Origin of the sequence: Acinetobacter sp. ANC 3813, from assembly GCF_002135435.1 — a bacterium.
Lineage (GTDB): Bacteria > Pseudomonadota > Gammaproteobacteria > Pseudomonadales > Moraxellaceae > Acinetobacter.
Map to the genome: position 1 here is coordinate 1 of NZ_NEGK01000010.1, position 25396 is coordinate 25396.

27 protein-coding genes are annotated in these 25396 nt (G+C 43.0%); 12 read left to right on the forward strand and 15 right to left on the reverse strand.

What is annotated here, in order from left to right:
• Positions 1–311: 311 nt before the first annotated feature.
• Positions 312–923 carry a TetR/AcrR family transcriptional regulator gene (locus B9T34_RS14510; protein ID WP_086213850.1) on the reverse strand — a complete coding sequence of 204 codons (612 nt, stop codon included), beginning with the start codon at positions 921–923 and terminating at the stop codon, positions 312–314.
• A gap of 115 nt (positions 924–1038) precedes the next feature.
• Between B9T34_RS14510 and B9T34_RS14515 the strand changes: the two genes are divergently transcribed.
• Positions 1039–2244 (forward strand): oxygenase MpaB family protein, encoded by a 1206-nt coding sequence (locus B9T34_RS14515; RefSeq protein WP_086213986.1) that lies wholly within the window; start codon positions 1039–1041, stop codon positions 2242–2244.
• A gap of 89 nt (positions 2245–2333) precedes the next feature.
• Here the strand turns inward: B9T34_RS14515 and B9T34_RS14520 are convergent, their stop codons facing one another.
• From B9T34_RS14520 to def, 3 genes are all read right to left on the reverse strand, one after another.
• Positions 2334–4421 carry a TonB-dependent copper receptor gene (locus tag B9T34_RS14520; protein ID WP_086213851.1) on the reverse strand — a complete coding sequence of 696 codons (2088 nt, stop codon included), beginning with the start codon at positions 4419–4421 and terminating at the stop codon, positions 2334–2336.
• Between the two features lie 76 nt (positions 4422–4497).
• Entirely contained in the window at positions 4498–4932 is a 435-nt protein-coding gene (locus tag B9T34_RS14525) for a DUF2946 family protein (protein ID WP_086213987.1), read from the reverse strand.
• Between the two features lie 93 nt (positions 4933–5025).
• On the reverse strand, positions 5026–5559 hold the full coding sequence (gene def, locus B9T34_RS14530) for a peptide deformylase (protein ID WP_086213852.1): 534 nt from the start codon (positions 5557–5559) through the stop codon (positions 5026–5028).
• Positions 5560–5678: 119 nt separating this feature from the next.
• Here def and B9T34_RS14535 point away from each other — a divergent pair, with 119 nt between their 5' ends.
• From B9T34_RS14535 to B9T34_RS14545, 3 genes are all read left to right on the forward strand, one after another.
• Entirely contained in the window at positions 5679–6836 is a 1158-nt protein-coding gene (locus tag B9T34_RS14535) for a LysM peptidoglycan-binding domain-containing protein (protein WP_086213853.1), read from the forward strand.
• 89 nt (positions 6837–6925) lie between these two features.
• Positions 6926–8056: a DNA-processing protein DprA gene (gene dprA / locus B9T34_RS14540; RefSeq protein ID WP_086213854.1), complete on the forward strand. Its 1131-nt coding sequence runs from the start codon at positions 6926–6928 to the stop codon at positions 8054–8056.
• A 54-nt stretch (positions 8057–8110) separates the two neighbouring features.
• Entirely contained in the window at positions 8111–8680 is a 570-nt protein-coding gene (locus B9T34_RS14545; RefSeq protein ID WP_086213855.1) for an L-threonylcarbamoyladenylate synthase, read from the forward strand.
• A 375-nt stretch (positions 8681–9055) separates the two neighbouring features.
• Here B9T34_RS14545 and B9T34_RS14550 read toward each other — a convergent pair whose 3' ends face one another.
• Positions 9056–9967 carry a DMT family transporter gene (locus tag B9T34_RS14550; RefSeq protein ID WP_086213988.1) on the reverse strand — a complete coding sequence of 304 codons (912 nt, stop codon included), beginning with the start codon at positions 9965–9967 and terminating at the stop codon, positions 9056–9058.
• A gap of 126 nt (positions 9968–10093) precedes the next feature.
• Here B9T34_RS14550 and B9T34_RS14555 point away from each other — a divergent pair, with 126 nt between their 5' ends.
• The 6 genes from B9T34_RS14555 (at position 10094) to B9T34_RS14580 (ending at position 14682) form a co-directional block, all read left to right on the forward strand.
• Complete coding sequence (locus B9T34_RS14555) at positions 10094–10870, forward strand: AraC family transcriptional regulator (RefSeq protein WP_086213856.1); 777 nt, start codon at positions 10094–10096, stop codon at positions 10868–10870.
• 132 nt (positions 10871–11002) lie between these two features.
• Positions 11003–11548 (forward strand): glutathione peroxidase, encoded by a 546-nt coding sequence (locus tag B9T34_RS14560; protein WP_086213857.1) that lies wholly within the window; start codon positions 11003–11005, stop codon positions 11546–11548.
• 212 nt (positions 11549–11760) lie between these two features.
• Positions 11761–12147, forward strand: coding sequence for an RcnB family protein (locus B9T34_RS14565; RefSeq protein ID WP_086213858.1), 387 nt, complete (start codon positions 11761–11763; stop codon positions 12145–12147).
• A 152-nt stretch (positions 12148–12299) separates the two neighbouring features.
• Positions 12300–12905, forward strand: a complete 606-nt coding sequence (locus B9T34_RS14570) for a hypothetical protein (protein WP_086213859.1) — start codon at positions 12300–12302, stop codon at positions 12903–12905.
• A gap of 164 nt (positions 12906–13069) precedes the next feature.
• A complete protein-coding gene (locus B9T34_RS14575) occupies positions 13070–14080 on the forward strand; it encodes a pirin family protein (protein ID WP_086213860.1) in 1011 nt (336 codons plus the stop codon).
• Between the two features lie 149 nt (positions 14081–14229).
• A complete protein-coding gene (locus B9T34_RS14580) occupies positions 14230–14682 on the forward strand; it encodes an AAA family ATPase (protein ID WP_086213861.1) in 453 nt (150 codons plus the stop codon).
• Here B9T34_RS14580 and B9T34_RS14585 read toward each other — a convergent pair.
• Positions 14679–14984 carry a hypothetical protein gene (locus B9T34_RS14585; RefSeq protein WP_086213862.1) on the reverse strand — a complete coding sequence of 102 codons (306 nt, stop codon included), beginning with the start codon at positions 14982–14984 and terminating at the stop codon, positions 14679–14681. The two genes, B9T34_RS14580 and B9T34_RS14585, sit on opposite strands and share 4 nt — an antisense overlap.
• A 170-nt stretch (positions 14985–15154) precedes the next feature.
• Between B9T34_RS14585 and B9T34_RS14590 the strand changes: the two genes are divergently transcribed.
• On the forward strand, positions 15155–16447 hold the full coding sequence (locus tag B9T34_RS14590; protein ID WP_086213863.1) for an SIR2 family protein: 1293 nt from the start codon (positions 15155–15157) through the stop codon (positions 16445–16447).
• The gene (locus B9T34_RS14595; RefSeq protein ID WP_086213864.1) at positions 16440–18104 is read left to right on the forward strand and encodes an ATP-binding protein; all 1665 of its coding nucleotides are present in this window, start codon (positions 16440–16442) and stop codon (positions 18102–18104) included. The genes B9T34_RS14590 and B9T34_RS14595 overlap by 8 nt, the downstream gene beginning before the upstream one ends.
• Positions 18105–18148: 44 nt before the next feature.
• Here the strand turns inward: B9T34_RS14595 and B9T34_RS14600 are convergent, their stop codons facing one another.
• The 9 genes from B9T34_RS14600 to B9T34_RS14640 all read right to left on the reverse strand — a co-directional run bounded on the left by B9T34_RS14600 (position 18149) and on the right by B9T34_RS14640 (position 25345).
• On the reverse strand, positions 18149–18568 hold the full coding sequence (locus B9T34_RS14600; protein ID WP_086213865.1) for a F0F1 ATP synthase subunit epsilon: 420 nt from the start codon (positions 18566–18568) through the stop codon (positions 18149–18151).
• Between the two features lie 26 nt (positions 18569–18594).
• The gene (gene atpD, locus B9T34_RS14605; RefSeq protein WP_086213866.1) at positions 18595–19989 is read right to left on the reverse strand and encodes a F0F1 ATP synthase subunit beta; all 1395 of its coding nucleotides are present in this window, start codon (positions 19987–19989) and stop codon (positions 18595–18597) included.
• A 26-nt stretch (positions 19990–20015) separates the two neighbouring features.
• Positions 20016–20885, reverse strand: a complete 870-nt coding sequence (atpG, locus tag B9T34_RS14610) for a F0F1 ATP synthase subunit gamma (RefSeq protein ID WP_086213867.1) — start codon at positions 20883–20885, stop codon at positions 20016–20018.
• A gap of 89 nt (positions 20886–20974) precedes the next feature.
• Positions 20975–22519 carry a F0F1 ATP synthase subunit alpha gene (gene atpA, locus B9T34_RS14615; protein ID WP_086213868.1) on the reverse strand — a complete coding sequence of 515 codons (1545 nt, stop codon included), beginning with the start codon at positions 22517–22519 and terminating at the stop codon, positions 20975–20977.
• 60 nt (positions 22520–22579) lie between these two features.
• A complete protein-coding gene (locus tag B9T34_RS14620; protein ID WP_086213869.1) occupies positions 22580–23116 on the reverse strand; it encodes a F0F1 ATP synthase subunit delta in 537 nt (178 codons plus the stop codon).
• Positions 23117–23128: 12 nt separating this feature from the next.
• A complete protein-coding gene (locus B9T34_RS14625) occupies positions 23129–23599 on the reverse strand; it encodes a F0F1 ATP synthase subunit B (RefSeq protein WP_086213870.1) in 471 nt (156 codons plus the stop codon).
• 38 nt (positions 23600–23637) lie between these two features.
• Complete coding sequence (gene atpE, locus B9T34_RS14630) at positions 23638–23883, reverse strand: F0F1 ATP synthase subunit C (RefSeq protein WP_000424060.1); 246 nt, start codon at positions 23881–23883, stop codon at positions 23638–23640.
• Between the two features lie 84 nt (positions 23884–23967).
• The gene (gene atpB / locus B9T34_RS14635) at positions 23968–24843 is read right to left on the reverse strand and encodes a F0F1 ATP synthase subunit A (protein WP_086213871.1); all 876 of its coding nucleotides are present in this window, start codon (positions 24841–24843) and stop codon (positions 23968–23970) included.
• Positions 24844–24946: 103 nt separating this feature from the next.
• Complete coding sequence (locus B9T34_RS14640) at positions 24947–25345, reverse strand: ATP synthase subunit I (protein ID WP_086213872.1); 399 nt, start codon at positions 25343–25345, stop codon at positions 24947–24949.
• Positions 25346–25396 lie beyond the last annotated feature (51 nt).

Genomic DNA, 25396 nt, shown 5'->3' on the forward strand with positions numbered 1-25396 from the left:
TCATAATCTCTTAATGATCTTCTTGCTGATTCGTCACCAGCAAGCTAGGTCGGCTATATTACTCTAAATCTCTTCAAAGTCAACTGGTAATTCAAATTATTTTAAACTTTCTTTCTAAAACCCAATCTTAACACTTCGTGCTAAGTTGCTGTTTTATCAGAAGTTTTAATCTTCATCACCGCCGATGGATGTGCATTCTACAGCATTTCACATCAGGCGCAACCACTTTTCTAAACTTATTTATTTGTATGATTAAAATTTCAACCACAAAACAACTAAATAATTGTTTTATATAATAAATTTATTTTAACTTAATTTGCATCAATAGTTTTAACCTCTAAATAGGCCACAATCATCATCGATAATTCATTCCTAAGCTGTTGTTCTGTAATGAGAAAGCTATTATTGCTTACATATCTCATCATGGTAAAAAGCGTACTATTAATAATCACAAAGGATCGATTCTTTAAAGTTTCGAAGTCCCAGTACCGGTAATAGCGGTTAAATAAATACATCCCAACCTCAAAAAAGTGTTTTTCTAAAACCTGAGATGCATCTGAATGCGCATAGGTGTGCCAATGCTTCAATATCTCAATCAAAAAGCCTTGATCGGCTTTGAGCATGTCAAAACCGAATTGGATGGTCAGGGGAATAATGGTATGAATGTCTTGCTGCTCACCTTCCAGCACGATTTGCTTGAGCAATAAGCCTAGCTGTTCGGACTTCTGCAGCAGCAATTCTTCTACGATCTGTTCTTTATTTTCAAAGTATTGATAGATCGAGCCAACACTGACACCTGAACGTTCTGCAATTTTAGGCGTGGTTAAATATGCCAATCCATCCTGCGCAATACATTGTTGTGCGGCTAAAAGTACATGCTCGACTATTTTTTTCGCGCGCTGCTGCTGCGGTTTTTTTCTCATTGTTATCCTGCATATGTCATCTGCAATGGAATGTTCGCCACGTGTTAATGCGAATTGAATGCGAATAAATATTCATATTATTGTTCAATTTAACAGCAGCCGCAGGCCATTTGCAATGTCTCTACTCTCACCTAAACGTTTGGCCACATTTCAGCGCATGCAGCAAAGCACGCTGTTCAGCCAATTGCTGAGTCATCTCACCACTCGCCCTTTAGCACCGTCTTATACAGAATATCTACATTTAAATACGGCGCTAAATTCTGGTGATGCGGCAATGGATAAGGTTGCAGCATGGGTCTTGCAAGATCCTAAAATCCGCCGCCCAATGTTTGAAACAGCACTGTATAAAGGACTTGATCATCTCAATGATGATATTCCTGTGCTGGTCGATTTTTTTCAGCAGATAGAACGCACACCAGATTGGTTGGATGAAAACCGCTTAGCCAAGGCCGTGCAGTTTACTCATCAGCTGGGTATCAACAATGGTTTTGTATTGAGAGACTTGTCTCTTATGGCAGGCTATCTCTTTCCAGGATTTAATCAGCCCTTGATGATGACTGGCGCTTTAAACAAACAAGCAGGGACGCGGTTGGCAGAAACCACAAAATGGTGGGTGGATATTACCGAACCCAATGGTTTACAGCGTTACAGCAGCGGTTTTACCTCGACCCTTTATGTGCGTTTTATTCATGCTTTGGTTCGTTATCATCTTCAGAAAAACCAGCAATGGGATGCACAAACGTGGGGACTGCCGCTGAATCAATTTGATTTAGCCATGACCAATCTTGCATTCAGCAGCGTGGTGTTGATTGGCATTCGTGCCTTAGGCATTTTTCCTTCACACACAGAAACGGAAGACTTTTTGCATTTTTGGCGTTATATCGGCTGGCTGATGGGCGTGGATGAACAATGGTTAATTCGTAAAGAATCTGAAGGCTGGCGCTATTTATATTGGATGCAATTTGCGCATCCACAATCTGACAGCAGCAGCGCCGCATTAGGTGCAAGCTTATCTAAAGAACCTTTTGAGCGTCAGTATCGTTATCTACGTCCATTGCAGCAAAAATTAGCCTATCGGCAGCATTTAGAAATTACTCAATTCTTTATTGGCAAAAAACGTATGCAATCTTTGGGGTTAAAGCCACAAACAGCATCATGGTTTGCTTATTATTTAATTGGACGGAATCTAGTACTGTATAGCAGTGCGAAGCGCTTGCCTGCCCTGAATAAAAAGCTCAGATTAAAAGGCCGCGAAATCCAAAAACTCGGATTAGCGCTTTATCAATCTAAAGCCAAACAGTTGGCCAGCATGCATCAATGATTTCAGACACTTAGCCATTTTCATTTAGCCACTTGAACAAAAAAAGCAGAGCGCCTGCCCTGCTTTTTTATTATTTAAAAAGAATAAGCTTAGAATTTCATAGAAATCCGCGCCCAGTAATTGCGGCCGATATTGTTAAACTGCTGATCTTCTGCAAAACCGAAACCAGCGCTGCCCGACTTATTCAAATGCTCTTTGTAGGTTTTATCCAATGCATTGTCTATGCCTGCAGAGAAATCTACCCCCTCACGAATATGATAGGTGCCATTTAATGATACAGTGCCAAAACCAGCGCTTTGATCCATATCATAACCCACGATATTGCCTTGATCTTTGCTGATGCGGTTTTGTCCATTCACTACACGCCATAAAGCGCCGAGGGTATATTGTTCCTGAACATAACGCAGATTGATCCGCGCCTCCAAAGGCGCAATTTGCGGTAATGGTCTGCCATCAGTCGTGTTTTTACCCCAAGCATACATTGTGCTGACATCCGCCTGAATGGCCTCGCTAAATTGATAGCCCACACCCGCTTCAGCGCCCGCAATCGTGGCATCGACATTTTTAGCGCCCGCTGTTTTGCTGGCCGTACCATGATTCATGCCCGACATGCCGCTATGGTCGTGATAACTCATTAAAATATAATCATTGATTAAGCCTGCATAAGCCGAAGTCCATGAGCTGAAATTGCCATGTGCATGCTGATAGCCTAGATCCAGCTGTAAGGTTTTTTCAGTTTTAATGTCATTAAATGCAGGAACTGGCATCCCTGTATTGCCATGTTTGGCGCTGAATAACTCCCAATAATCTGGCATGCGTTCAACATAACCTAAACCGATATAGGTTTTGCCATCATCATGTTCAGGATGCTGACTTTCAAAACGGATAAAGCCGCTTGGCAAAGTTTCTTTGCGCTGATCGTTCAATGCAAATGCATCTACTTTGACCTGATCAATACGTGCGCCAGTGACCAGTTTATGCTGCTCATTCAACTGATAAGACAATTCACTGAAAGCACCATAAGATTGAAATTGCATATTGGTGCTAAATGCCGAATTCATCAATGGCATTGCCAAAGATGTCATACTGCCGCCATGCTTATTCATTTGCGAATCAATCCCTGCTGTCCACGTCAGCTGATCCCATGCACTGGTTAATGCAGCGCGTGAATTCAAGGTACGGCGCGTCACCTGCATAGACATTGGATTTGGCATCATCATATGTGTTGTCATATCATGCGTCATTGGCGGTGTACGCAAACTGTAGTTATCCATAATATGGTCGTTATAACTATAGTTCACTTGCGCTTCAATTTTCTGAATCACATCTGTCAGATTTTTCTTTTCAAAACGCAGGCCAAGACTTTCACGGGCAAATTGTGAACCATCCATAGAACGGCCAGCATACACAGCTTCGCCATCGGCTTTACCGCCCGTCAGTTCCAGCCAAGTATTTTCATCTGGCGTCCAGCCTAAGGCTACATCCGCATTCCAGCGCTCCCAGTCCGAAGGCACCGTATCACCATTGCCATCTTTATAGCTGTCTGAAACCGAGCGGTTGGCGTTCAGGCGGATATATTTTTGTGCATCCCCTGCTGCTGCTTCGACATTATGATCCAAACGGTCATAAGACCCCATCAATACACTGGCTTGACCGCGGTAATGCTGATCTTCTGAAAATTGTTCAGGCGTGCGTTCAAAAATCACCGTTGCAGCCGAACCTGTATTGGCATACTGCACCGTTTGCGGGCCTTTAATCACTGAAATACGGTCATAGCTTTCAGGAGAGATATAAGACGTCGGCGCATCCATACGATTCGGGCAGGCACCGAGATTTTCCGTCCCATCTGTCAGGATTTTAATACGCGAACCAAACATGCCTCGGAAAGTCACATCACTATTGGTACCGCCATTTTTAATGGCGCTGAATCCCATAATGCTTTGCAGATAGTCTGCGCCATCGCTGGCAGGTACAGGCTGAATCGGCTGTTTAGGATCAGCAATCACAATCAAACCATTGGCGTCACTGCCCTGCTGCGACGTCAAGACAATCGGCGCCAAAGTTTGAACTGGACGATCCTGCATTGGCTGTTCAGGCGAATTCGCCCATGCAGCAGATGAACACACGACAGCAATCGCAGCCACTAAAGGCTGTAAATAAAATGTAGGCTGAGCCATTTTTTGAATCTCACTTAATACATAAATGCAACTGGGCTGGAGTCAACCAAGACCCTTCAATTTTTAAAACGTTGATTTATGCAAAAAGCGGCGGCGCTCTGCCCTGCGGCAGCAAAAATAAGCGCTGCAGCGCAAACCAGACATGTGCAAATGCCTGCTGAAAAGCCACTAAACGGATTTGAATGCGGTCCAAAACTTCTTTAATGTCTAATTCAGGCGGCAGCACCAAATTGCCGTAAACCGTACAGTATTGGCAATGGTGATTTGCATCATGATGATGTGCAGGCTGTTCGTTCAGATGAGTGTGATGATCGGCTGAAGATGAATGATGCGAAACAGAATGATGCTGAGCAGCGGCATGATTTGGTGTGTGGTCTAATAAAAGCGCACGCGCAATGGTTTCACAGACCGGCGCAATTTGATATTGCGGCGGAAGCAAAGGCTGCAGGAACACAGCAATCTGTAAAAATACCGCTGCAAAAGACAGCAGCAAGCCATTACGCAAGAACACAGGCGGCAAACTCTAAAATTTGTCGGGGCCCAGTATAGCAAAACCCAATCGAAATTGGGTTCAGGCTTGAGAACGATTTTTTAAATTGAACGCTTAGCCGCGTTTTACCGCCACTTTGTCTTTTTGACGCTGGCGCACTGTTTTCTCAACTTTTTCACGCGCGCGCTGACGCTTTAAAGGAGACAGATAGTCGACAAACAGCTTACCGTTTAAGTGATCCATTTCATGCTGGATGCAAACTGCGAGAAGTCCGTCAGCTTCCAGCTCAAAAGACTCACCTTGAAGATTCACCGCATCAATTTTTACGCGTGACGGACGCGAAACTTTATCGTATATTTGAGGCACTGACAGACAGCCCTCTTCATACGGCTGCGTCTCTTGCGTCAATGGCGTAATTTTGGGGTTGATAAACACCATGGGTTGATCTTTATCTTCAGATAAATCCATAACAATCAGCTGAATATGCTGATCCACTTGTGTCGCTGCCAAGCCAATGCCGGGCGCTTCATACATGGTTTCAAACATGTCTGCTGCTAACTGACGAATTTCATCAGTAACTTCTTCGACTGGTTTTGCAATGGTACGAAGACGGGGATCGGGGAAACTTAAAATAGGTAATAAGGCCATACGACGTCCTCACTTATGCCATTGATCAAAAAACAAAATGAAGGAATGCTTCATCAAAAAATTGTGTGTAATATCGTTATTATAACGCAACTGCATACATAATTTTAGGAATTATGATAATGAAAAAGGTTTTGAAGGGCATGCCAACTTTTAGTGCCTTGGGGTTTAAAAAACAATTATTAGCGCTTGCCGTCTGTGTCAGCGTTGGGGCTGGCATGGTCAGCGTTGCTGAAGCTGCGCCAGCCAGAAACGTCAACCCGCCTGCTTTAAAAGCTGGAGCGCCGCAAGTTTATGTGGTGAAAAAAGGCGATACGCTGTGGGATATCTCAAAAAGATTTTTAAAAAACCCTGTACGCTGGCCTGAAATTTGGGCAAGCAATAAGCATGTGAAAAACCCGCATTGGATTTTCCCGGGTGACCGCTTATTAATGTGTACCTACAACGGCAAGCCAATCATCGGTAAAGATGAAGGTGACGGCTGTGAAGGCATCATCCGCCGCTACACTGGCGGCGGCACAAAAATGCAGCCTCAGGTGCGTATTGAGTCCTTAAACAGCTCAATCCCTGTCATTCCACTGGAATACATCAAGCAATGGCTTGAACGCAGCATGGTGGTTTCAGCAGAGTCTCTTGAAAATACACCGTATATTCTAGGCACTGCAGACCAGCGTGTTCTGGCAGCCAAAGGCCAAACCGTATATGCACGCGGCAACGGTTTAACCGTAGGCCAGCGCTATGCAGTCTACCGTGAAGGCGAACCGTACATCTTTACCGATGTTAACGGCAAAAAATTCAATGCAGGCTTAGAGCTGAATCAGGTCGCATCAGCCATTGCCATTCGCGGTGAAAATGACATCACCACACTGGAACTGACAGACACCTATAACGGCGAAGTTCGCCGCAGTGACCGTGTTCTGCCTGAATATGACCCAATGCTGCCAACATTGTTCTATCCGACCAATGCTGAAAACATTACTGCAGGCGGCAGTATTGTCCGCGTGATGGGTTCAATTGGCACAGCAGCAGCCAACAGCGTGGTTACCATTGACCGCGGCGCACTGCAAGGCATTCAATCTGGCCATGTGTTCAGCGTAAATCAAAAAGGCGAAATCGTAACTGATCCAAAAACCAAAGAGCGCGTTCAGCTTCCAGGTCAGCGCATCGGCAATATCATGGTGTTCAAAACCTTTGACAACTTAAGCTACGCCTTTGTCTTAGACAGCGAATTGCCAATTAAAGTTGGCGCAAGCATTCAGCCGCCGCTGATGGATGAATAATCCTTCTAAGAAAGTATAGGAATGAGGCTGAAATTCAGCCTCATTCTATTTTTAAACAATAAAAAGAAGACAGCTTTAAAGGTCTCATTATGTTCAATTCATTCAGCTCCGTGCAGCTAGATTACATTCGTCTGTGGTTTTTGGTTCAGCATTCTCTCAGCAGTTTCCGTAAAATTCAGTCGCACTATGCGTCACTTGCTGAAGCGCTCCAGCCGAATCAATTACCTGTTTGGCAAAGCTTAGGTATTCATAAAAATCATCTGCAGCGTTTTCAGGACTCAAACACAGAAGCCGAACAGCAAAAATTCCAGCACTGCCTGAAACAGATTGAACAAAGCTGTGATTTCATCCTCATGGATACTGATCCCGCTTATCCGCCTCAGCTTTTACCTTATATTGACCGGCCGCCTCTTCTATTTGGTCAAGGAAGCCCAGATGCGCTGCTGCAGCCTCAAGTTGCAATAGTCGGCAGCCGCAAACCCAGCCCGCATGGCCGGCAAGTCGCTTATGATTTTGCCTATTATTTGAGCGAACAAGGCTTTTATATCAACAGCGGTTTGGCGCAAGGGATTGATGAAGCAGCACATCAAGCCGCTTTAAAACACCAGCGCACCATTGCCGTGATGGGAACTGGACTGGAGCAAACCTATCCCGCGCAGCATCAAAGCTTAAGACAGGATATTTTAAACAGCGGCGGTGCAGTGATTACAGAGTTTCTGCCGCATACGCCGCCGCAGCAGCACCATTTCCCGCGCCGAAACCGCATTGTCAGCGGCCTCAGCCTCGGTGTGATTGTGGCAGAAGCCACCTTAAAAAGCGGCTCGCTCATTACCGCCAAAATTGCCGCCGAACAAGGTAAAACGGTCTTTGCAATTCCTGGCCATATTTATGGAGAATTCCATCAAGGCTGCCATCAATTGATCCGCGAAGGCGCCATTCTGATTGATCATCCGCAGCAAGTCATTGAAGATGTGGCCTTGCCTACCCAGTGGCAAGCCACCGCCGCCAAATCCAAAAAAGCCGAAAATACACAGGAAGCGCTCGCTGTGCCTGAGCATTTGCAAAGCCTATACCAGCAATTGGATTGGAACGGACAAACACTGGATCACCTAGCCCTGAACATTCAGCTCAATACCGCTGCGCTCACCAGCCAGCTGATGGAGCTTGAGCTTTTAGGGCTTGCGCAGCAGCAGGCCGGATGCTATCTGCGTTGTCGTTAGCGCAAATTAGGTTCACAATAGCCTGATTGTTTTTCTGAATAAGGTTCAAGTCACATGATTACCACCTCTGTTGCTGAAGCAGCTGACTGTCTGAAAAAAGGACAAGTTTTAGCCTATCCTACAGAGGCTGTTTGGGGCCTAGGCTGTGACCCCTTCAATGAACAGGCATTTCATGAAATTTTAAGGCTCAAGCAGCGCCCGATTGAAAAAGGTGTGATTTTGCTGGCAGCGCATGTTTCTCAAGTTGAGCATCTATTAACAGGCCTGAGTGAGGAAATGCGCGAGCAGGTGATTGCATCTTGGAGCGACCGCGCCCCAAATGAGCGCGCAACAACATGGCTGCTGCCTGCAGGTGACGACATTCCCCGCTGGATTAAAGGCAATCATCCCAAAGTCGCAGTGCGGGTCACGACTCACTCCCTTTGCGTGGCGCTGTGTCATGCATTTAATGGCTTTATCGTTTCGACCAGCGCCAACCCTGCGGGCTTAGAGCCAGCACGCTCTCTGCAGGAAGCCAGTCAATATTTTGCAGCTGAATTGAATTATCTGAATGGCGATCTTGGTCTCAGTCAGGAACCCAGCAAGATTATTGATGCAGAAACAGGCAAAATCATTCGTGCATAAGCTAAAAATTATTCGCCATGGCGATTTTTAGATAAAAAAAAGCTCAGCCATATAGGGATGGCTGAGCATAAAAAAGGATGTGCATTAATCACATCCAGAGGGTCTGGAAATCTTGGAGAAAGCTGCAAAAATATGCATTTCTTTCAGTGACGGTATTATGTGATAAAGCTATTTTATAGACAAATAGATTTTTTCTATTAATCTAAAGATTATATGTATTAATATAACATATAAAACATAACCTTAGTCAAAATATCCTGCTATTTTTGATCATTTAATTAACAAAACAAAAAGGATTTCCATCCAGTTCACACTTTATTGAATTGGTTTTTTCCAATTTCAGTTACAAAAATATTTTCACTTTTTTTCATTTTTTTATTCAATCAGCGGTTTTTTAGCGACCCAAGCCTTTTTCTGCGCCAAAAGCACACCCAAAATTGCCAATGCAGTTCCTACACTATGGTAAACCGTCCACTGTTCCGCCAGCCAATAATAGGCAATAACTGCTGTAGCAATCGGCATCAGGTTCATAAATATGCTGGTTCGGTTTGGCCCCAAATACTGAATGGACAGCATCCACAGCAGCGGCGCCGCCAAAGATGGAAACAGCCCCGCATACAATACGCTTGCCGCATTTTGCGCATTGATGGCGTCTAAACCTAAATACAGTACGAAAGGCAAATGAAAGAGTAAAGCAAAGAAGATCTGCACATAAACACTGATGAACAGCGGAATCTGCAGCTGCCATTTTTTGAGGAATACCCCATAAAAAGCGTAAAAGAACACCGCTGTCAGCATGATGGCATCCCCCATGTGCCCGCCCAAACTCAGCAGACCGCCCCACTGACCTTTGGCAATCACCAGCATGAGGCCAAAAAATGAAATGCAGCAGCCCGCCAAGGCAAAGCGGTTGGGCCATTCTTTTAAGATAAAAATAGATACGATAATGGTAAATACAGGAATAAAAGCGTTGATAATGCCCATATTGTTCGCAGTGGTATAATGCGCGGCACTATAGCTCAGCCCCTGATACAGCACCATGCCAAAAGCAGCCAGTACAGCCAGCTGTTTCCAGTGCTGCAAAATCAGCACACGGTTTTTATACAGCTGCGGCAGCATAAAGGGGGTCAGTACAATAAACGCCACCAGCCAGCGGTAAAAGCTGATGCTGACAGGTGAAATAAACTCCGTCACATAACGGGTCACCGCAATATTCATAGACCAGATCAGCACAGAGCAAAGCGGCAGCAGCACCGCCCATCGCGCAATAAAAGGATTTACTTGCATATAATTCATCATTGGCTGGAGCTGTTTTTATTTTGCGCAATGTCGTATATAAATGAAATATTGAAATTCAGACAATGATATTGCGAATAAGACATTAAACGGATCATGAGGCCGAACGTGCAGAATATGCTTGATCAGATTGAACAGCGTATAGAAATCAGCCAGTATTTCTATAAAAAAGATGAAGAAGTATATCCCCACAGCTGTATTTGGGGCGACTTCAATATGAGCCTTGACGGTATTTTAGAATATGAAGTGCAAGCTAAAAAAATCTGGTCTCCGCCCAGCTACGGCATTTGGATTCCGCCGCATATCCCGCATCATTCCATTGCGGTCGATCAGCACACGACACATTATGCGGTGATCCGTTTAGATCCTGCGCTATGCTTAAAATTTTCCGCTCAGCCCGAAATGCTGAGCGTGTCTGATTTTTTCAGGCAATTGCTTTTAGAAGCTTTTCATATACAGCAGCATGGCAAGATAGAGCATTACCGCCATGTGCTGCAGGTGATTTTAGATCAGCTCTGCAGCGCGCCTAAGCATCATCATTATCTGCCGCAAACGCATCACCCTGTGCTTAAGCCTATTTTGGAAGATTTATCCAATCCGGAACTGTTTCAGCAGAGCCTGCAGCAAATTTTGGCATCTTACACTTTAAGTGAGCGCCAATTGCTGCGGCTCAGCCAAGCTGAACTGCAGCTGGGCCTGTCGGAATGGCGCAGCCGCGCAAAAATCCTGCATGCCATTATGCAGCTGCGCCAAGGACAATCGATCAAGGCCCTGAGTATTGAGCTGGGCTATCAGCACAGCTCAAATTTTATTGAATTTTTTAAGCGCTATACGGGGCAAACCCCTGCGCAGCTGAAAACGCATGCATCCTCTTGTGGCAATATAAACATCTGATTTAAAAAACATTGTTTAAATTTAGATAAGTTCATACAAAATTTATCAAAAGCGGGCGATTGAATGCTTGCGGGCTGGGCATTTTCCAGCTAAAACAGTTGCATCAATAACGTCAATGAAAAGGATTCGGGCATGGCAGCTTCAGTGTATAACATCCCAGTTAAAACAATTCAGGGGACAGACAGCACCCTAAATGAATACCAAGGCAAAGTCTTGCTGATTGTAAATGTGGCATCTAAATGCGGTTTAACCCCGCAATATGAAGGCCTAGAACAGCTCTATAAAGATAAAAAAGATCAAGGCTTGGAAATTTTAGGTTTTCCTGCCAACAACTTTTTGGCGCAAGAACCCGGTACCGATGAAGAAATTCAGCAGTTCTGCTCTGTGAATTATCAGGTAGATTTCCCGCTGTTTTCAAAAATCTCTGTCGCTGGCGAAGATAAGCACTCGCTGTACCAAACCCTTACAGCAGCCATTCCAGAACGCATTGGCGAAGGCCCTTGGTGGAAAGATTTGGTGGACTACGGTTTAACGCCGAATCCAAAACCGGAAGTCTTGTGGAACTTTGAAAAATTTCTGGTGAATAAACAAGGTGAAGTCGTTGCCCGCTTTGCGCCTGACATTAAAGCCGATGATGCCCGCATCGTTGATGCCATTAATGCTGAGCTTGCAAAATAAGCAACAACAAGCCTTATTAAAGTCATTTTAAGACTTTAATAAGGCTTTGTATTTAAAAAATTAAATTAATAACAGATCATTCTCACAATTTAATAAAAAACATAATTTATCCATTATTTTAATAAAGCCGCCACATTGCATTCAATTTTCCTCTGTAAATCAGGCATATGCTGACCCTATCAAGAAACAAACCTATAAACTCAGGTGAAGCTATGAATACATTAATAAAAGCCATTGTACTGTCAATTTCTGCGGCTTTAGTGGCTGCACCCGCAATGGCTGCACCGCAGCACAGCCAGAACCATCAGCCGCAGCCTGCACATAATCAAAAAGCACCAATACCGTATCAAGCGCAAAAAGACAATGCACCGGCTAAACATCAGGCGCAGCAGCACAAAAAAGCGGTTAACCCTTCACGTGATTGGCATGCTGGCCAAAAAGTTCCAAGCCAATACCTCGGCAAAAGCTACAAAGTCGATCACAGCAAATATAAAAAACTGACTAAACCGGGTAAAAACCAGCAATGGATTAAAGTTAATGGCGACTATATCTTAACCAATATCTTCAGCCATACCATTATTAAAATCATTGGCGGCTGATCTTCCAGCCCATACTTAAAGAGCGCTTCGGCGCTTTTTTTTACGCCATCCCATATATTTTTGTTATCGCTTTGCAGCAATCGCTTTTGTCTCCACATTTCATCCCTATATTGAAATGAGAACTCAGCAATTGATATGGATTTGAAATACAAATGAAAAAGTTTCTGCAAGGCGCCCTGCTCCCTTTCAGTATTTTTAGCTCGGGCATGCTGCTTCTGGGCTGTGATCAAGCAGCTCAGCAGAGCAATAGTCAGAGCGAATCTGCGCAAACAGAACAGTCCCAAGAACATCAGCAAGACGATGCTGCACCAACAGCGCAGCAAGCTGAATTGAAAAGCGGCAATATGTTCTATGTGATCCGGGATGTGGCTGACTTGCAGCTGAAAGCTGGCGATTATGTAGCGCAGCTGCAGGAAACTAAAACTGAACTGCAAAATGCGGTAGATCTGCAAGATCACGAAAAACTGCAGCAGACTGCAGCCCAGCTGCAAAAACAATTGACGGGCTTCAATCAGGCGCTGACCAGCGTGAATTTAAAAACTCAGGAAATTTCCAGCATTAGAGAAAATATCCTGTCTGCGAATGAACAAGTGCTTGCAACCCCTTTCCTGAATGGCCAAGTCGATTTAAGCGCCGTGGATTTGAAAAAAATTGAACAGCAGATGGGTTCTATTCAGTCTGAAATGGTCAAACTCGCTGGCATGCTGATTCAAAACAGCGGCAATGATCAGTCTGAAGACAGCAGCGAGGCCTCTTAAAAAGATCCGCGCTGCAGCGCTATACAGATAGATTAGGCACGGTCTGCACTTTTCAGCTGATCAAAACACCTTACAATTCAGCAGTAGAACTTGTATAAAATTGCTCTTAAATTAAGCCGATAACGCCAAGAAACAAGAGCAATAAAATATAAGGAGTGTTGCCTGTGTCTAGCCCTGTCATTTATGCATTGACCCCGATTGAATTCCGTTTAGATCTTAAAGATCCTTTTCTCTTTACTGCGCATCATATTGACTATTTTCCTGAAGGCAACAGCGAATTGGGGCCCAATGAACCTGCTACACAAAATGAATTCAGCATGTATTATGGCGATATTGTGCCCGGTTTTCCTGAACATCCGCATACAGGCTTTGAAACCATTACCCTCGTAGAGCAAGGCACTGTCGATCATTTTGACTCGCTGGGCAATGGCGGGCGCTATGCTGCAGGTGATGTGCAGTGGCTCAGCACGGGCAGCGGTGTAGAACACTGTGAAATGTTCCCCTTAATCCATGAAGACAAGCCCAATCCTTTTGAATTATTTCAAATTTGGTTTAACTCTTCTGCTGAACAAAAGAAACAACCCGCTGACTATAAGATGTTTTGGCGTGAGCATATTCCGCATGTCTATGAAACCGATGCTTCGGGATTAACCGCAGATATTCGAGTCATTTCAGGAAAATACAACACTACTGAAGCCATTTCCCGCCCGCCGCACTCTTGGGCTGCCGCAGCTGAAAACCATGTCAATATTTTCCTCATCACCCTGCCCGCACATGCTGAATTAAAAGTGCCAGCGACCACCGCCACATCAAACCGTTTTTGCTATTTTTATCAAGGTGATACGCTGCAAATCGAAAATAAGCCGATTCAGCGACGCTACTTAGCAGAATTAAAACCCGATACAGAGATTTTCTTGAAAGCAGGCAACAGTGAGGCGCGGATTTTATGGATGGAAGGTGAACCGATTGGTGAAGAAGTCGCCATGCGCGGCCCTTTCGTTTTAAATACCGCGCAAGAGCTGGATGACGCTTTCCGCCGTTACCGCGCGACCCGTTTTGGTGAATGGCCTTGGCCAAATCCTGCACCGGTGTTCACACGTGAACAGAAACGCTTTGCAAGTTTTGGCGGCGGTGTGCGTAAGGAATATCCTGAATCAACGCCAGCCGAACAGTAAAACTAAGTATAAATTAAAGCATCAAAGCCTGCTCTACATCCCGCCAGCAGGCTTTAACATCTCTGCATAGCCTTTAAATCATTTCAGCTTGTTTTAATACTGCAAACTGGGCATGCTTTAAGCCTAGCCATTCCTTATTTTAATGTCCCATGCAGCTGATTATATTTACAGGTGTTCAAGCTTCAGGTAAATCCAGTTTTTATCTGCTGAATTTAGCGCATAGCCATTTGCGCATAAATTTAGACATGCTGAAAACCCGGCATCGGGAAAATATCATTTTTGAAGCCTGTTTAGCTTCTAAAACTAAAATGGTGATTGATAATACAAACCCAACCCAAGCTGACCGAGCACGCTATATTGATCGTGCAAAAGCAGCAGGCTTTGACGTGATTTCTTATTATTTCGAAACCGATTTAAACAGTACCTTGGAACGAAACAGCTACCGCGCGGGTAAAGCCAACATTCCAGAAGTGGGTGTGCGGGCAACTTATAAGAAGTTAGATGTGCCGAGTTTTGATGAGGGTTTTGAGCAAATTTTTAAAATTAAAATTGCAGGGAATGGCGAGTTTTCCATTCTGCCTTTAACCCAGCCTGCAGACTAACTGGCGTTTTGCCGCTTCTGCCAGTTTTTAAACGCTTGCTGCATGGCTTGCCGTTCATAAGGTTTCACTGCGCAGCGTTCCATCTGTGAAAAATCGCCTTTATAAGCCAAAGCCACTAAAGATTTTGCCAATTCTTGAATGCTGGCATTGCTGCGGTGTTCATAACCTTGTATTTCTTCTTGAGTCAAAACTAAGTCCCAGCAGGATACTACCGAACTCATATCTATCGCCAAGCTAAGATAGTATCGGTCATCGTCCCGATACAGTTCCCAAAAATGCGGTTCATAAGCAATAAGGTTCATAGTGTCTAAGCCAGCAAGTGATTTGTATTAGCTTAAGAAAAGATGCGGATAAAATATATGCAACTTTAGATAGTTTCCCTACTTAGTGTAATTAAAAATGACGTGTGACTTGTAGATTAATATTTATCCAAATAGTATGTGGTTTAATTACGATTAAATCACTTAATTACATGAAAACAAATATTTTTGAGTTTTATGACTCTGCAAATCAGGTTTGGAACAAGTTTTGTGAAAATGAAATTAGTCTAGAAGAAGGTGAGCTACCACTCCCTCCACCACCAGCTCCCACTTCAGTTGATGAGATCGAAGCTGAAAAAAAGAAAATTGAACTTCAAAAACTAACTTTAGAAAATATTTCTCAAAAGCTGAAAGCAGCGATTCAAATGCCTAACATTATGGTATTGGCAGGAAGCGGTACTTCTTTAGGTCCTATAGTTGGAGGCCCTTCAATGTGGAATTTATGGGAACTATGTACTACTAATGAAATGGAAGCACTGGCTAGTGATACTTTTTTAGAAAATGGATACGATCTACGTTTATCCGACAAAGAATATAAAAATATAGAATTATGCCTTTCTCATTGTGAAGCCCATCTTCAAATTTCCCCTGAACATAAGTGTATTAAAACAAAAGAGTTCGTTATAAAATCTAAAGACATTATCTTAAATGCTTGTAATTTTATAAAAAATGATCAACTACAATTGGTTAACCATAAGGAATTTATTAGAAAATTATCTAAAAGAAAATCTAAAGATCCACGCATAAAACTATTCACTACAAACTATGATACCTGTTTTGAAGATGCTGCTAGCAAATTAGGTATTACTGTTATTGATGGCTTTTCTTTTTCATTTCCAAGAATTTATGATCCTAAGTTTTTTGACTTAGATATCGTTAAACGCAGTCAAAATATAAACTCTAATAATATCCACTATCTTGAAGGTGTATTTCAGCTTTATAAATTGCATGGCTCTGTAAATTGGAAAAGAGAAAATATATTTTCCATTCAACAGGGAAATGACGTGACTGCTCAAAATAGTTGTATGATTTTTCCTGCAAAGGGCAAATATCAACAATCTTATGTCCAACCACATTTAGAACTTATTTCTAGATTTACACAAGGTTTACGAGAACCAAATACATGTCTTCTTATCACAGGATTTGGTTTTAATGATGATCATCTATCAGAACCAATTTTGTCTGCAATTTATTCGAATCCACATTTAAAAGTAATTATTTCCACACCAAGTCTAAAAGCTGATTTTGAGAAAACGTCATTAAATCCATCCCCTTATTGGGATAAGTTTAAACATGTAGCAGACACCAGAAAAAATGACGAAATAATATTTATAAATTGTGACTTTGGAAAATTATCAGAATTAATTCCAGACCTAACTGCCTTATCACCAGCAGAAAACCTGTATGAAAGCTTACGTTCAGCATTTGGAGGTACTCATGACTAAGAGCACAATTAACCCTGAACTTTTATTTGGCAAAGTTAATTCTATCAATGCAAATAGTGTGCACTTCGAATATATAAATAATCAACATGAACCAACCTATTTCAGAGGAAATCGCTATGGGAAAGGTGAGGTTGGAGAGTTTGTCATCATTGAAAGCCAAGTAAATTTGGTATTAGGGCGAATTGTTGAAATAAAAAAAGATGATTTATCAAAATCAAATCTAGAAATTGTAGGTAAGATCCAGCTTTTAGGCTCTATCCAAATGGATACATTAAGAGTATCCGCAGGTGTAGATTATTATCCAAGTATTAATGACCTAATTTATTCTGCACCACATGAATTTATTGCCTCAATTCCTGAAAAAATGCAAAAAGATGAAGCTAATATTGTTTTAGAAATTGGTGCAATTGATCTAGATCAAAGCTGTGGTATCGCCATTACCCCTGAAAAATTATTTGGTAGACATTTAGGAATTCTTGGAGCAACGGGTGGTGGAAAAAGTTATACAACAGCTCGTGTTTTAGAAGAGTGTTTAAAATATAATTCCAAAATTATCCTTCTTGATCCAACAGGTGAATATGGAGATTTTTCAGATCCATCAGTTACAAATGTTCATTTTGCCTCGCCAATTAATCAAGCTTTAAACTCGAAATCAATTTCTATTCCGCCAGATTGTTTTGAAGAAACAGATTTTATTGCTTTATTCGAACCCGCTGGAAAATCGCAAGGTCCAAAATTTAGGGAGGCGATTAGAAGCCTAAGACTGGTAGATTTACTTCAAAAAGAGACTTTATGTTCTGAAATGATTCAAAATGGTGTATTTATAAAAATTGGGCAACCTGAAGAAAATTATAAAATTGCAGTTAGAGCCATTAAAGACCGTTATCTTCTAGAACTGCCTAATTCTCCGTTCAACCCAAACAAATTATGCCAACAAATTAAAGAAGAATATGTTGTTCTTAGAGGAACTATTTATCAAGCTGATGATTTTAATTTTAATCATTGTCTTTCTTTACTCACTCGTATTAATGGAATTATAAACTCTCATACTTTTAAATTTGTTTTCCAAGAAAATTCTCTACCTTCTTTAGCAAATGAATTAGAAATTTTTTATAAGGATACTTCTAAAAAATTATTCCGTATTGATATGAGTGCAATTGGTTTCGAATTTAAAGCACGAGAAGTTGTTTCTAATGTCATCGGTAGAATTTTATTGAATAAAGCTCGTCACTTAGCCTTCATAAACAAGCCTATAGTTATCTTCTTAGATGAAGCCCATAACTTCATTGGTAAAACAATCGGAAATGAAGATACTTTAGCAAAACTGGATGCTTTCGAACTTATTGCAAAAGAAGGGCGTAAATTTGGATTAAATATTTGCTTAGCCACCCAAAGGCCTAGAGATATTACAGAAGGTGTATTAAGTCAACTCGGCACTCTGATCGTACATCGTCTTACTAATGACCGAGATCGTGAAATAGTTGAACGAGCTTGTGGTGAAATTGATAAAGCTGCATCAGATTTCTTACCTAGCCTGCAACCTGGCGAAGCAGTCATTATTGGAAATGACTTCCCTATCCCATTAACCATTAATATTAAAAAACCGACAATTAAACCAAATTCGGAAGGTGCTAATTTCCAAAAAAATTGGATATAAAAAAAACCACCCTTTCGGGTGGTTCTTCAATCTCAAACTGCGTCTTATTGAGCGCGGTTTTTGATTTTGCGGATGGTTTCCAGCTGAGCAGCAGTTTCTGCAAGAGCAGCCAAAGCAGCAGCAGAGTCCAAATCGCTCTTTTGATTTGCTAACAATTGCTCAGCGTTTTTACGCGCTTCGATAATTGCTGCTTCATCAAGATTGTCAGCGCGTACTGCAGTATCTGCAAGTACTGTAACAACGTGCGGTTGAACTTCAAGTACACCACCTGATACATAGATTAATTCTTCTGTACCATTTTCAAGCAGAACGCGGATTGCGCCCGGCTTAAGCAAAGTTACCAGCGGAGCGTGGCCAGGCATAATACCCAACTCACCGCCAGCACCTTTAGCAATTAGCATAGTTACAGTGCCAGAGTACAAAGACTCTTTAACACTTACAACGTCACATTGCATAGTTGACATGAGAATCTCCTAAATTAGGTAACTAATTAAAGTTTCTCAGCTTTAGCAATAACTTCGTCAATACCACCAACCATGTAGAACGCTTGTTCTGGGATGTGATCGTATTCACCAGCTAGAAGACCTTTAAAGCCACGGATTGTTTCTTTAAGCGGTACAAGTTTACCAGGCGCGCCAGTAAACACTTCAGCTACGTGGAACGGTTGAGAGAAGAAACGTTGGATTTTACGCGCACGGTAAACAACCAATTTATCTTCTTCAGCAAGCTCGTCCATACCAAGAATTGCGATAATGTCTTTCAATTCTTTGTAACGTTGAAGAACGTTTTGAACTGAACGAGCAATTTCGTAATGCTCAGCGCCAACTACAAGTGGATCTAACTGACGTGAAGTAGAGTCAAGTGGATCGATCGCTGGGTAAATACCAGAAGATGCGATGTCACGGCTCAATACAACAGTTGCGTCCAAGTGAGCGAACGTAGTTGCAGGCGATGGATCTGTTAAGTCATCGGCAGGTACGTATACCGCTTGGATTGACGTAATAGAACCAGACTTAGTCGAAGTAATACGTTCTTGTAGAACACCCATCTCTTCTGCAAGAGTTGGCTGGTAACCTACAGCAGACGGCATACGACCTAACAATGCTGATACTTCAGTACCTGCAAGTGTATAACGGTAGATGTTGTCTACGAACAATAGTACGTCACGGCCTTTACCGTTTTCGTCTTTCTCGTCACGGAAGTACTCAGCCATAGTCAAGCCAGTTAACGCTACGCGTAAACGGTTGCCCGGTGGCTCATTCATCTGACCGTAGACCATTGCTACTTTGTCTAGAACGTTTGAGTCTTTCATTTCGTGATAGAAGTCGTTACCTTCACGAGTACGCTCACCAACACCAGCAAACACAGATAAACCTGAGTGCGCTTTAGCGATGTTGTTGATCAACTCCATCATGTTAACGGTTTTACCAACACCCGCACCGCCAAACAGACCAACTTTACCGCCTTTAGCAAACGGGCAAAGTAAGTCAATGACTTTAATACCAGTTTCTAAAAGGTCAGTAGACGCTGCTTGTTCAGCATAAGATGGCGCTTGACGGTGAATTGGCAAACGCGCTTCTGTAGCAACATCACCAGCTTCATCGATAGGGCGACCAAGTACGTCCATAATACGGCCTAGAGTCGCTGTACCTACAGGTACAGAAATCGGAGCGCCAGTATTTGTTACGTTCAAACCACGCTTAAGGCCTTCAGTAGAACCCATTGCAATAGTACGAACTACGCCATCACCAAGTTGTTGCTGAACTTCTAAAGTAGTTTCAGTTCCATCAACATGGAGAGCGTCATAGATCTTAGGAACGCTGTTACGTTCAAACTCGACGTCGATTACCGCGCCGATGATCTGAATGATACGACCGCTACTCATTGCTGTCTCCTCAATTCAAAATAATGTTAAACGGCAGCGGCACCACCAACGATCTCAGAAATTTCCTGAGTAATCGCGGCTTGACGCAGCTTGTTATAAATAAGTTGTAGGCTCTTAATGATGTCACCTGCGTTGTCTGTTGCAGCTTTCATTGCAACCATACGCGCAGACTGTTCACATGCGATGTTTTCAATCACACCTTGGTAAACTACCGACTCAATGTATCGAACCAATAAGCCATTTAAAAGCTCTTCAGCTTCTGGCTCATAGATGTAGTCCCAACCGTATTGACGGTTAAGCGCCTTGTCTTCTTCAGCAGCTGCTAAAGGAACAAGCTGTTCGATCTTTTGGTTTTGAGTCATGGCATTTACAAAGCCGTTAGATACTAGATAAATACGATCTAACTCGCCTTTATCAAATGCATCCAACATCACCTGTACAGAACCAGATAACTGTTCAAGACTTGGAGCATCGCCTACATTCGTAGTCGCGCCAAGTACTTTACCGCCGTAGTTTTTAAAAAACGAAACCGCTTTTTGACCAATTAAAGCAAATTGAACTTCAATTGACTGCTCTTGTTGCTGCTGTACGTGTTTTACCACTTTTTTGAACAGGTTAATGTTCAAACCGCCTGCAAGGCCACGATCTGAAGACACGATGATATAGCCAACGCGCTTAACAGGGCGTTCAACCATATAACGGTGTTTGTATTCAGGGTTCGCTTGTACCAAATGAGCAATTACACGGTGCATATTTTCGGCATACGGACGGCCTTGAGCCATGCGCTCTTGCGCACGACGCATCTTAGAAGCTGCTACCATCTGCATCGCGCGAGTAATTTTCTGCGTGCTTTTGATACTAGCTACTTTGGCGCGAATTTCTTTTAAATTTGCCATACGCTTAACCTAGTATTCGAAGGCCCTTTCGAGCCCTCGAAGGTTGATTCCGTGAACCAAACCGACACTAAATCCAACTGGGTTGAATATTAGTAAGTTTGAGTCGCTTTGAACTTCTCAATACCTGCTTTAAATTCAGCTTCGATGTCTTTGTTGTAATCACCAGAGGCATCAATATTTTGCATTAAAGAAGCATGTTCTGAACGGAAGTAAGAGATAAGCGCAGCATCAAAGTCTACGATTTTCTTCACTTCTACGTCAGACATGTAGCCTTCGTTAGATGCATAAACTGAAACAGCTTGGTCAGCAATTGAGTAAGGAGCATATTGCTTTTGCTTCATTAACTCAGTTACGCGCTGACCGTGTTCAAGTTGCTTACGCGTTGCTTCATCAAGGTCAGAAGCGAACTGAGCAAACGCTGCCAATTCACGGTATTGTGCAAGTGCAGTACGGATACCGCCTGACAATTTTTTGATGATCTTCGTTTGAGCTGAACCACCAACACGAGATACAGAGATACCCGCGTTCACTGCAGGACGGATACCTGAGTTGAACAATGATGTTTCAAGGAAGATCTGACCATCAGTAATCGAAATTACGTTCGTTGGTACGAATGCAGATACGTCACCCGCTTGAGTTTCAATGATTGGCAATGCAGTCAAAGAACCAGTTTGGCCTTTAACTTCACCGTTCGTGAATTTCTCAACGTAGTCAGCAGAAACGCGCGAAGCACGTTCAAGAAGACGAGAGTGAAGATAGAATACGTCACCTGGATACGCTTCACGGCCTGGTGGACGACGTAACAATAATGAAATTTGACGGTAAGCAACTGCTTGCTTAGACAAATCATCATAAATGATAAGCGCATCTTCACCGCGGTCACGGAAGTATTCACCCATTGTACAGCCAGAGTACGGAGCAAGGAAAAGCATTGCTGCTGGATCCGCTGCCGCTGCTGCTACAACAGTTGTATACGCCATAGCGCCAGTTTCTTCTAGCTTGCGCACAACGTTAGCGATAGTCGATTGTTTTTGACCAATTGCTACGTATACACATTTAATGCCAGAGTTTTTCTGAGCGATGATCGCATCGATCGCCATAGCTGTTTTACCAGTTTGACGGTCACCAATGATCAACTCACGCTGACCACGGCCTACTGGAATCATTGTATCTACTGATTTATAACCAGTTTGTACAGGCTCATCCACTGATTGACGCCAAATTACGCCTGGTGCAACTTTTTCTACTGCATCAGTTAATTTTGCATCAATTGGGCCTTTGCCATCAATTGGGTTACCAAGAGCATCTACTACACGGCCTAAAAGTTCTGGACCAACCGGAACTTCTAATACACGACCTGTGCAACGAGCTTTTTGGCCTTCTTGAAGGCTTAAGTAGTTACCTAAAACAACGACGCCCACTGAATCCTGTTCTAGGTTCAGTGCCATACCGTATAAGCCGCCGTCGAATTCGATCATTTCACCGTACATTGCATCAGCAAGGCCGTGAATACGCACAATACCGTCGGAAACCATAACAATGGTCCCTTCGTTCTTAGCGGTCGCGCTGGTGTCCAGATCGCCGATACGCTGTTTAATGAGCGCACTGATCTCGGATGGATTCAGTTGTTGCATTGCGCTATACCTCAATCTTTATGTAAGTTCAGTCTTCTTACGCAGTAATTTTTAAAATAATTACGCGAGAAGACGAGTCCGCATTTTTTCAAGCTTATTAAGCGCAGAATCATCTATCACTTGGTCGCCTGCACGAATAACTACGCCAGCAATTAGCTCTGGCTTAACTTCTACAGTCACGCTTACTGCAGCTTCGAATTTCTTCTCAAGCGCATGTGTAAGCAGTTGTTCCTGTACAGAAGTCATTGGGAATGCTGATTCAATCACAACATCCACAGTATTGTTATTCTGTGATTTGAGCTGTTCATATTCTGCTTGAACTTCAGGAAGAAGAGCCAAACGGCTGTTCTCAGCCAGCAATGTCAAAAAGTTTGACACTGCAGCTGATTGTTCTTCACCTAAAACTTTAGCAAAAAGACTTACCTGCTCAGCAGGAGTAAGCTCAGGGCGATTTAGATAAGCTGAAAATGCTTCGTCTTGCACCGCAGCACTAAGCAAGTTAAGCGCAGTTGACCAAGAGTCAGCTGTGCCTTGCTCAGTAGCGTAAGCAAATGCTGCTTTTGCATATGGGCGTGCCAACGTCAAGAGTTCAGCCATAATCCGCCTCTCTTAAAGTTTAGCAGCCAGCTGAGTCAGCATGGCATTGTGAGCTTCTGCGTCAACTTGCTGGCTAAGAATTTTCTCAGCGCCAGTTACTGCAAGAGCAGCCACTTGTTGACGTAATTCTTCGCGAGCAGAATTGATTTCAGTATCAACAGCTTCTTTAGCCTGTTGACGGATACGCTCACCTTCAGCAGATGCTTGAGTACGCGCTTCTTCTACCAATTGCGCACCGCGACGGTTCGCTTGTTCGATCAATTGAGCCGCTTGTGCTTTCGCAGCGTCCAATTCAGCTTTTACTTGAGCTTGCGCGTCTGCAAGATCAGCTTTCGCTTTTTCAGCAGCGTTTAAGCCATCAGCGATTTTACGCTGACGCTCACTAATCGCATTGATTAGTGGTGGCCATACAAACTTCATGCAGAATGCGACGAAAATCGCAAATGCAATCGCTTGGCCAATCAATGTGAGGTTGATATTCATTGCTATTCCTCAATAGTTTAATTTAGGAATTAAGCTGATTAACCTACAAATGGATTAGCGAAGATGAAGAACAAGCCAATACCAACACCGATCATAGGCACAGCATCAAGAAGACCTGCGATTAAGAACATACGAGTTTGAAGTTGTGGAGCCAATTCTGGTTGACGAGCAACAGCTTCAAGGAAACGGCCGCCTAGAAGACCAAAGCCAATCGCAGTACCTAAAGCACCAAAAGCGATCAAGATAGCAGATGCAATTGCAACTAGACCTAAAGTGAGTTCCATGATAATTCCTCAGAGGTTAGGTTTATACCAAATTAAATTAAAAAATTATGAGCCCAACCACCCTACGGCAATTAGGCAATACTATTAATGCTTTTCGCTTGCCATGCTCAAGTATACGATTGTCAGCATCATGAAAATGAATGCTTGAAGCGTAATAACAAGAATATGGAAGATAGCCCAAGGCACAGATAACGCCCATTGGATCCAGAACGGCAATAAAGCGATCAAGATGAAGATCAACTCGCCCGCATACATGTTACCGAATAGTCGAAGAGCTAATGAAACTGGACGTGCAAGGAAAGTTACCAATTCAAGAATTAAGTTCACTGGAATTAATAACGCTTTTGCAACTGGGTTACTTGGGTTAAATGGGTTAAGCGCCAACTCACCGACAAAACCGCCGATGCCTTTTTCACGAATGCTGTAGAACAAGATCAGCACAAATACAGACAATGACATACCAAGGGTAATGTTAGGGTCAGTAGATGGAACAATCTTGAAGTAAACGTGATGCGGGTCCATGCCAAATACACTTGCGCCAATCAGCTGAGCTGTATAAGGAATAAAGTCAACTGGGATTAAGTCCATTGCATTCATGAGGAAAATCCACACGAAAATGGTTAATGCCAATGGAGCAATTAAACGTGATTTGCCATGAAAAGTGTCGCGGACACTTGAGTCAACAAACTCGATGATCATTTCGATTGCAGACTGGAACTTGGTTGGAACACCAGCGTTTGCAGCTTTCGCTACGCACCAGAACAGCAAACAGAAAATCACGCCAAGCGTAATTGACCAACCCATTGAATCCAAGTGAATAGCAGTGAACCCCATCTGTTGAGCTTCATCAGCAGTCTCAGCCAACTTCCATGAACCGTCCGGCATTTTGCCATAGGTCAAATTGGTCAAGTGGTGCTTGATATACTCGGTCGAAGTAAGGGCATGTTCTTCAGCAGCCATAAATCACACCTGGTCAATGTCAAAAACTAATGGAACTCACGAATATCGCGTGCTGCTTGATATCTCGCCAGCTCCTGAAAAAACTTTTCAATTTCTGCTGCGCTTAAACCCGCTTCTGCAGACGTGATGCCCAAAATGGAGCAACCCACGACATCGCCTGAACGAGGATAAAACCACAAAACAATGCTGCCGGTGACAACGGCTTTACATTGCTCAAAATTAAAATGAGTCCAACAATCACTATTGCAAACTTGCCCATCATGCCACGATACATGTTGGACAGCACTTGTTTGGTGGCGCGGGCGCCAGCGGCTCTAAAGGACTGCCAAGTAAAATAGCAGCTTGCCAGCCAGCATACCAATGCGCCCAAGGCCGCACTCAATGCTGCAACAGGATCTTTCAAGACCCATCCAATCAAGGCTGAAACAGGAATCATTAATGCTTGCAAGATGATCAAAGCTTTCGCTAATCGTCGATCAATCAAGCGACTAGTTCGGCTCATTTTTGTACACTCACAGCATTTATGCTTGACAAGTTTAGCTGATGATTATTT

Coding starts and splice junctions, on each gene's coding strand:
- atpG (WP_086213867.1), bottom strand. CDS start 20,885: ATGGCAAATTTAAAAGAAATTCGCGCCAAAGTAGCTAGTATCAAAAGC.
- dprA (WP_086213854.1), top strand. CDS start 6,926: ATGTTCAATTCATTCAGCTCCGTGCAGCTAGATTACATTCGTCTGTGG.
- B9T34_RS14560 (WP_086213857.1), top strand. CDS start 11,003: ATGGCAGCTTCAGTGTATAACATCCCAGTTAAAACAATTCAGGGGACA.
- B9T34_RS14585 (WP_086213862.1), bottom strand. CDS start 14,984: ATGAACCTTATTGCTTATGAACCGCATTTTTGGGAACTGTATCGGGAC.
- B9T34_RS14545 (WP_086213855.1), top strand. CDS start 8,111: ATGATTACCACCTCTGTTGCTGAAGCAGCTGACTGTCTGAAAAAAGGA.
- B9T34_RS14535 (WP_086213853.1), top strand. CDS start 5,679: ATGAAAAAGGTTTTGAAGGGCATGCCAACTTTTAGTGCCTTGGGGTTT.
- atpD (WP_086213866.1), bottom strand. CDS start 19,989: ATGAGTAGCGGTCGTATCATTCAGATCATCGGCGCGGTAATCGACGTC.
- B9T34_RS14510 (WP_086213850.1), bottom strand. CDS start 923: ATGAGAAAAAAACCGCAGCAGCAGCGCGCGAAAAAAATAGTCGAGCAT.
- B9T34_RS14515 (WP_086213986.1), top strand. CDS start 1,039: ATGTCTCTACTCTCACCTAAACGTTTGGCCACATTTCAGCGCATGCAG.
- atpE (WP_000424060.1), bottom strand. CDS start 23,883: ATGGAACTCACTTTAGGTCTAGTTGCAATTGCATCTGCTATCTTGATC.
- B9T34_RS14625 (WP_086213870.1), bottom strand. CDS start 23,599: ATGAATATCAACCTCACATTGATTGGCCAAGCGATTGCATTTGCGATT.
- B9T34_RS14555 (WP_086213856.1), top strand. CDS start 10,094: ATGCTTGATCAGATTGAACAGCGTATAGAAATCAGCCAGTATTTCTAT.
- B9T34_RS14620 (WP_086213869.1), bottom strand. CDS start 23,116: ATGGCTGAACTCTTGACGTTGGCACGCCCATATGCAAAAGCAGCATTT.
- B9T34_RS14550 (WP_086213988.1), bottom strand. CDS start 9,967: ATGCAAGTAAATCCTTTTATTGCGCGATGGGCGGTGCTGCTGCCGCTT.
- B9T34_RS14565 (WP_086213858.1), top strand. CDS start 11,761: ATGAATACATTAATAAAAGCCATTGTACTGTCAATTTCTGCGGCTTTA.
- B9T34_RS14600 (WP_086213865.1), bottom strand. CDS start 18,568: ATGTCAACTATGCAATGTGACGTTGTAAGTGTTAAAGAGTCTTTGTAC.
- B9T34_RS14595 (WP_086213864.1), top strand. CDS start 16,440: ATGACTAAGAGCACAATTAACCCTGAACTTTTATTTGGCAAAGTTAAT.
- B9T34_RS14570 (WP_086213859.1), top strand. CDS start 12,300: ATGAAAAAGTTTCTGCAAGGCGCCCTGCTCCCTTTCAGTATTTTTAGC.
- B9T34_RS14640 (WP_086213872.1), bottom strand. CDS start 25,345: ATGAGCCGAACTAGTCGCTTGATTGATCGACGATTAGCGAAAGCTTTG.
- atpB (WP_086213871.1), bottom strand. CDS start 24,843: ATGGCTGCTGAAGAACATGCCCTTACTTCGACCGAGTATATCAAGCAC.
- B9T34_RS14520 (WP_086213851.1), bottom strand. CDS start 4,421: ATGGCTCAGCCTACATTTTATTTACAGCCTTTAGTGGCTGCGATTGCT.
- B9T34_RS14590 (WP_086213863.1), top strand. CDS start 15,155: ATGAAAACAAATATTTTTGAGTTTTATGACTCTGCAAATCAGGTTTGG.
- B9T34_RS14580 (WP_086213861.1), top strand. CDS start 14,230: ATGCAGCTGATTATATTTACAGGTGTTCAAGCTTCAGGTAAATCCAGT.
- atpA (WP_086213868.1), bottom strand. CDS start 22,519: ATGCAACAACTGAATCCATCCGAGATCAGTGCGCTCATTAAACAGCGT.
- def (WP_086213852.1), bottom strand. CDS start 5,559: ATGGCCTTATTACCTATTTTAAGTTTCCCCGATCCCCGTCTTCGTACC.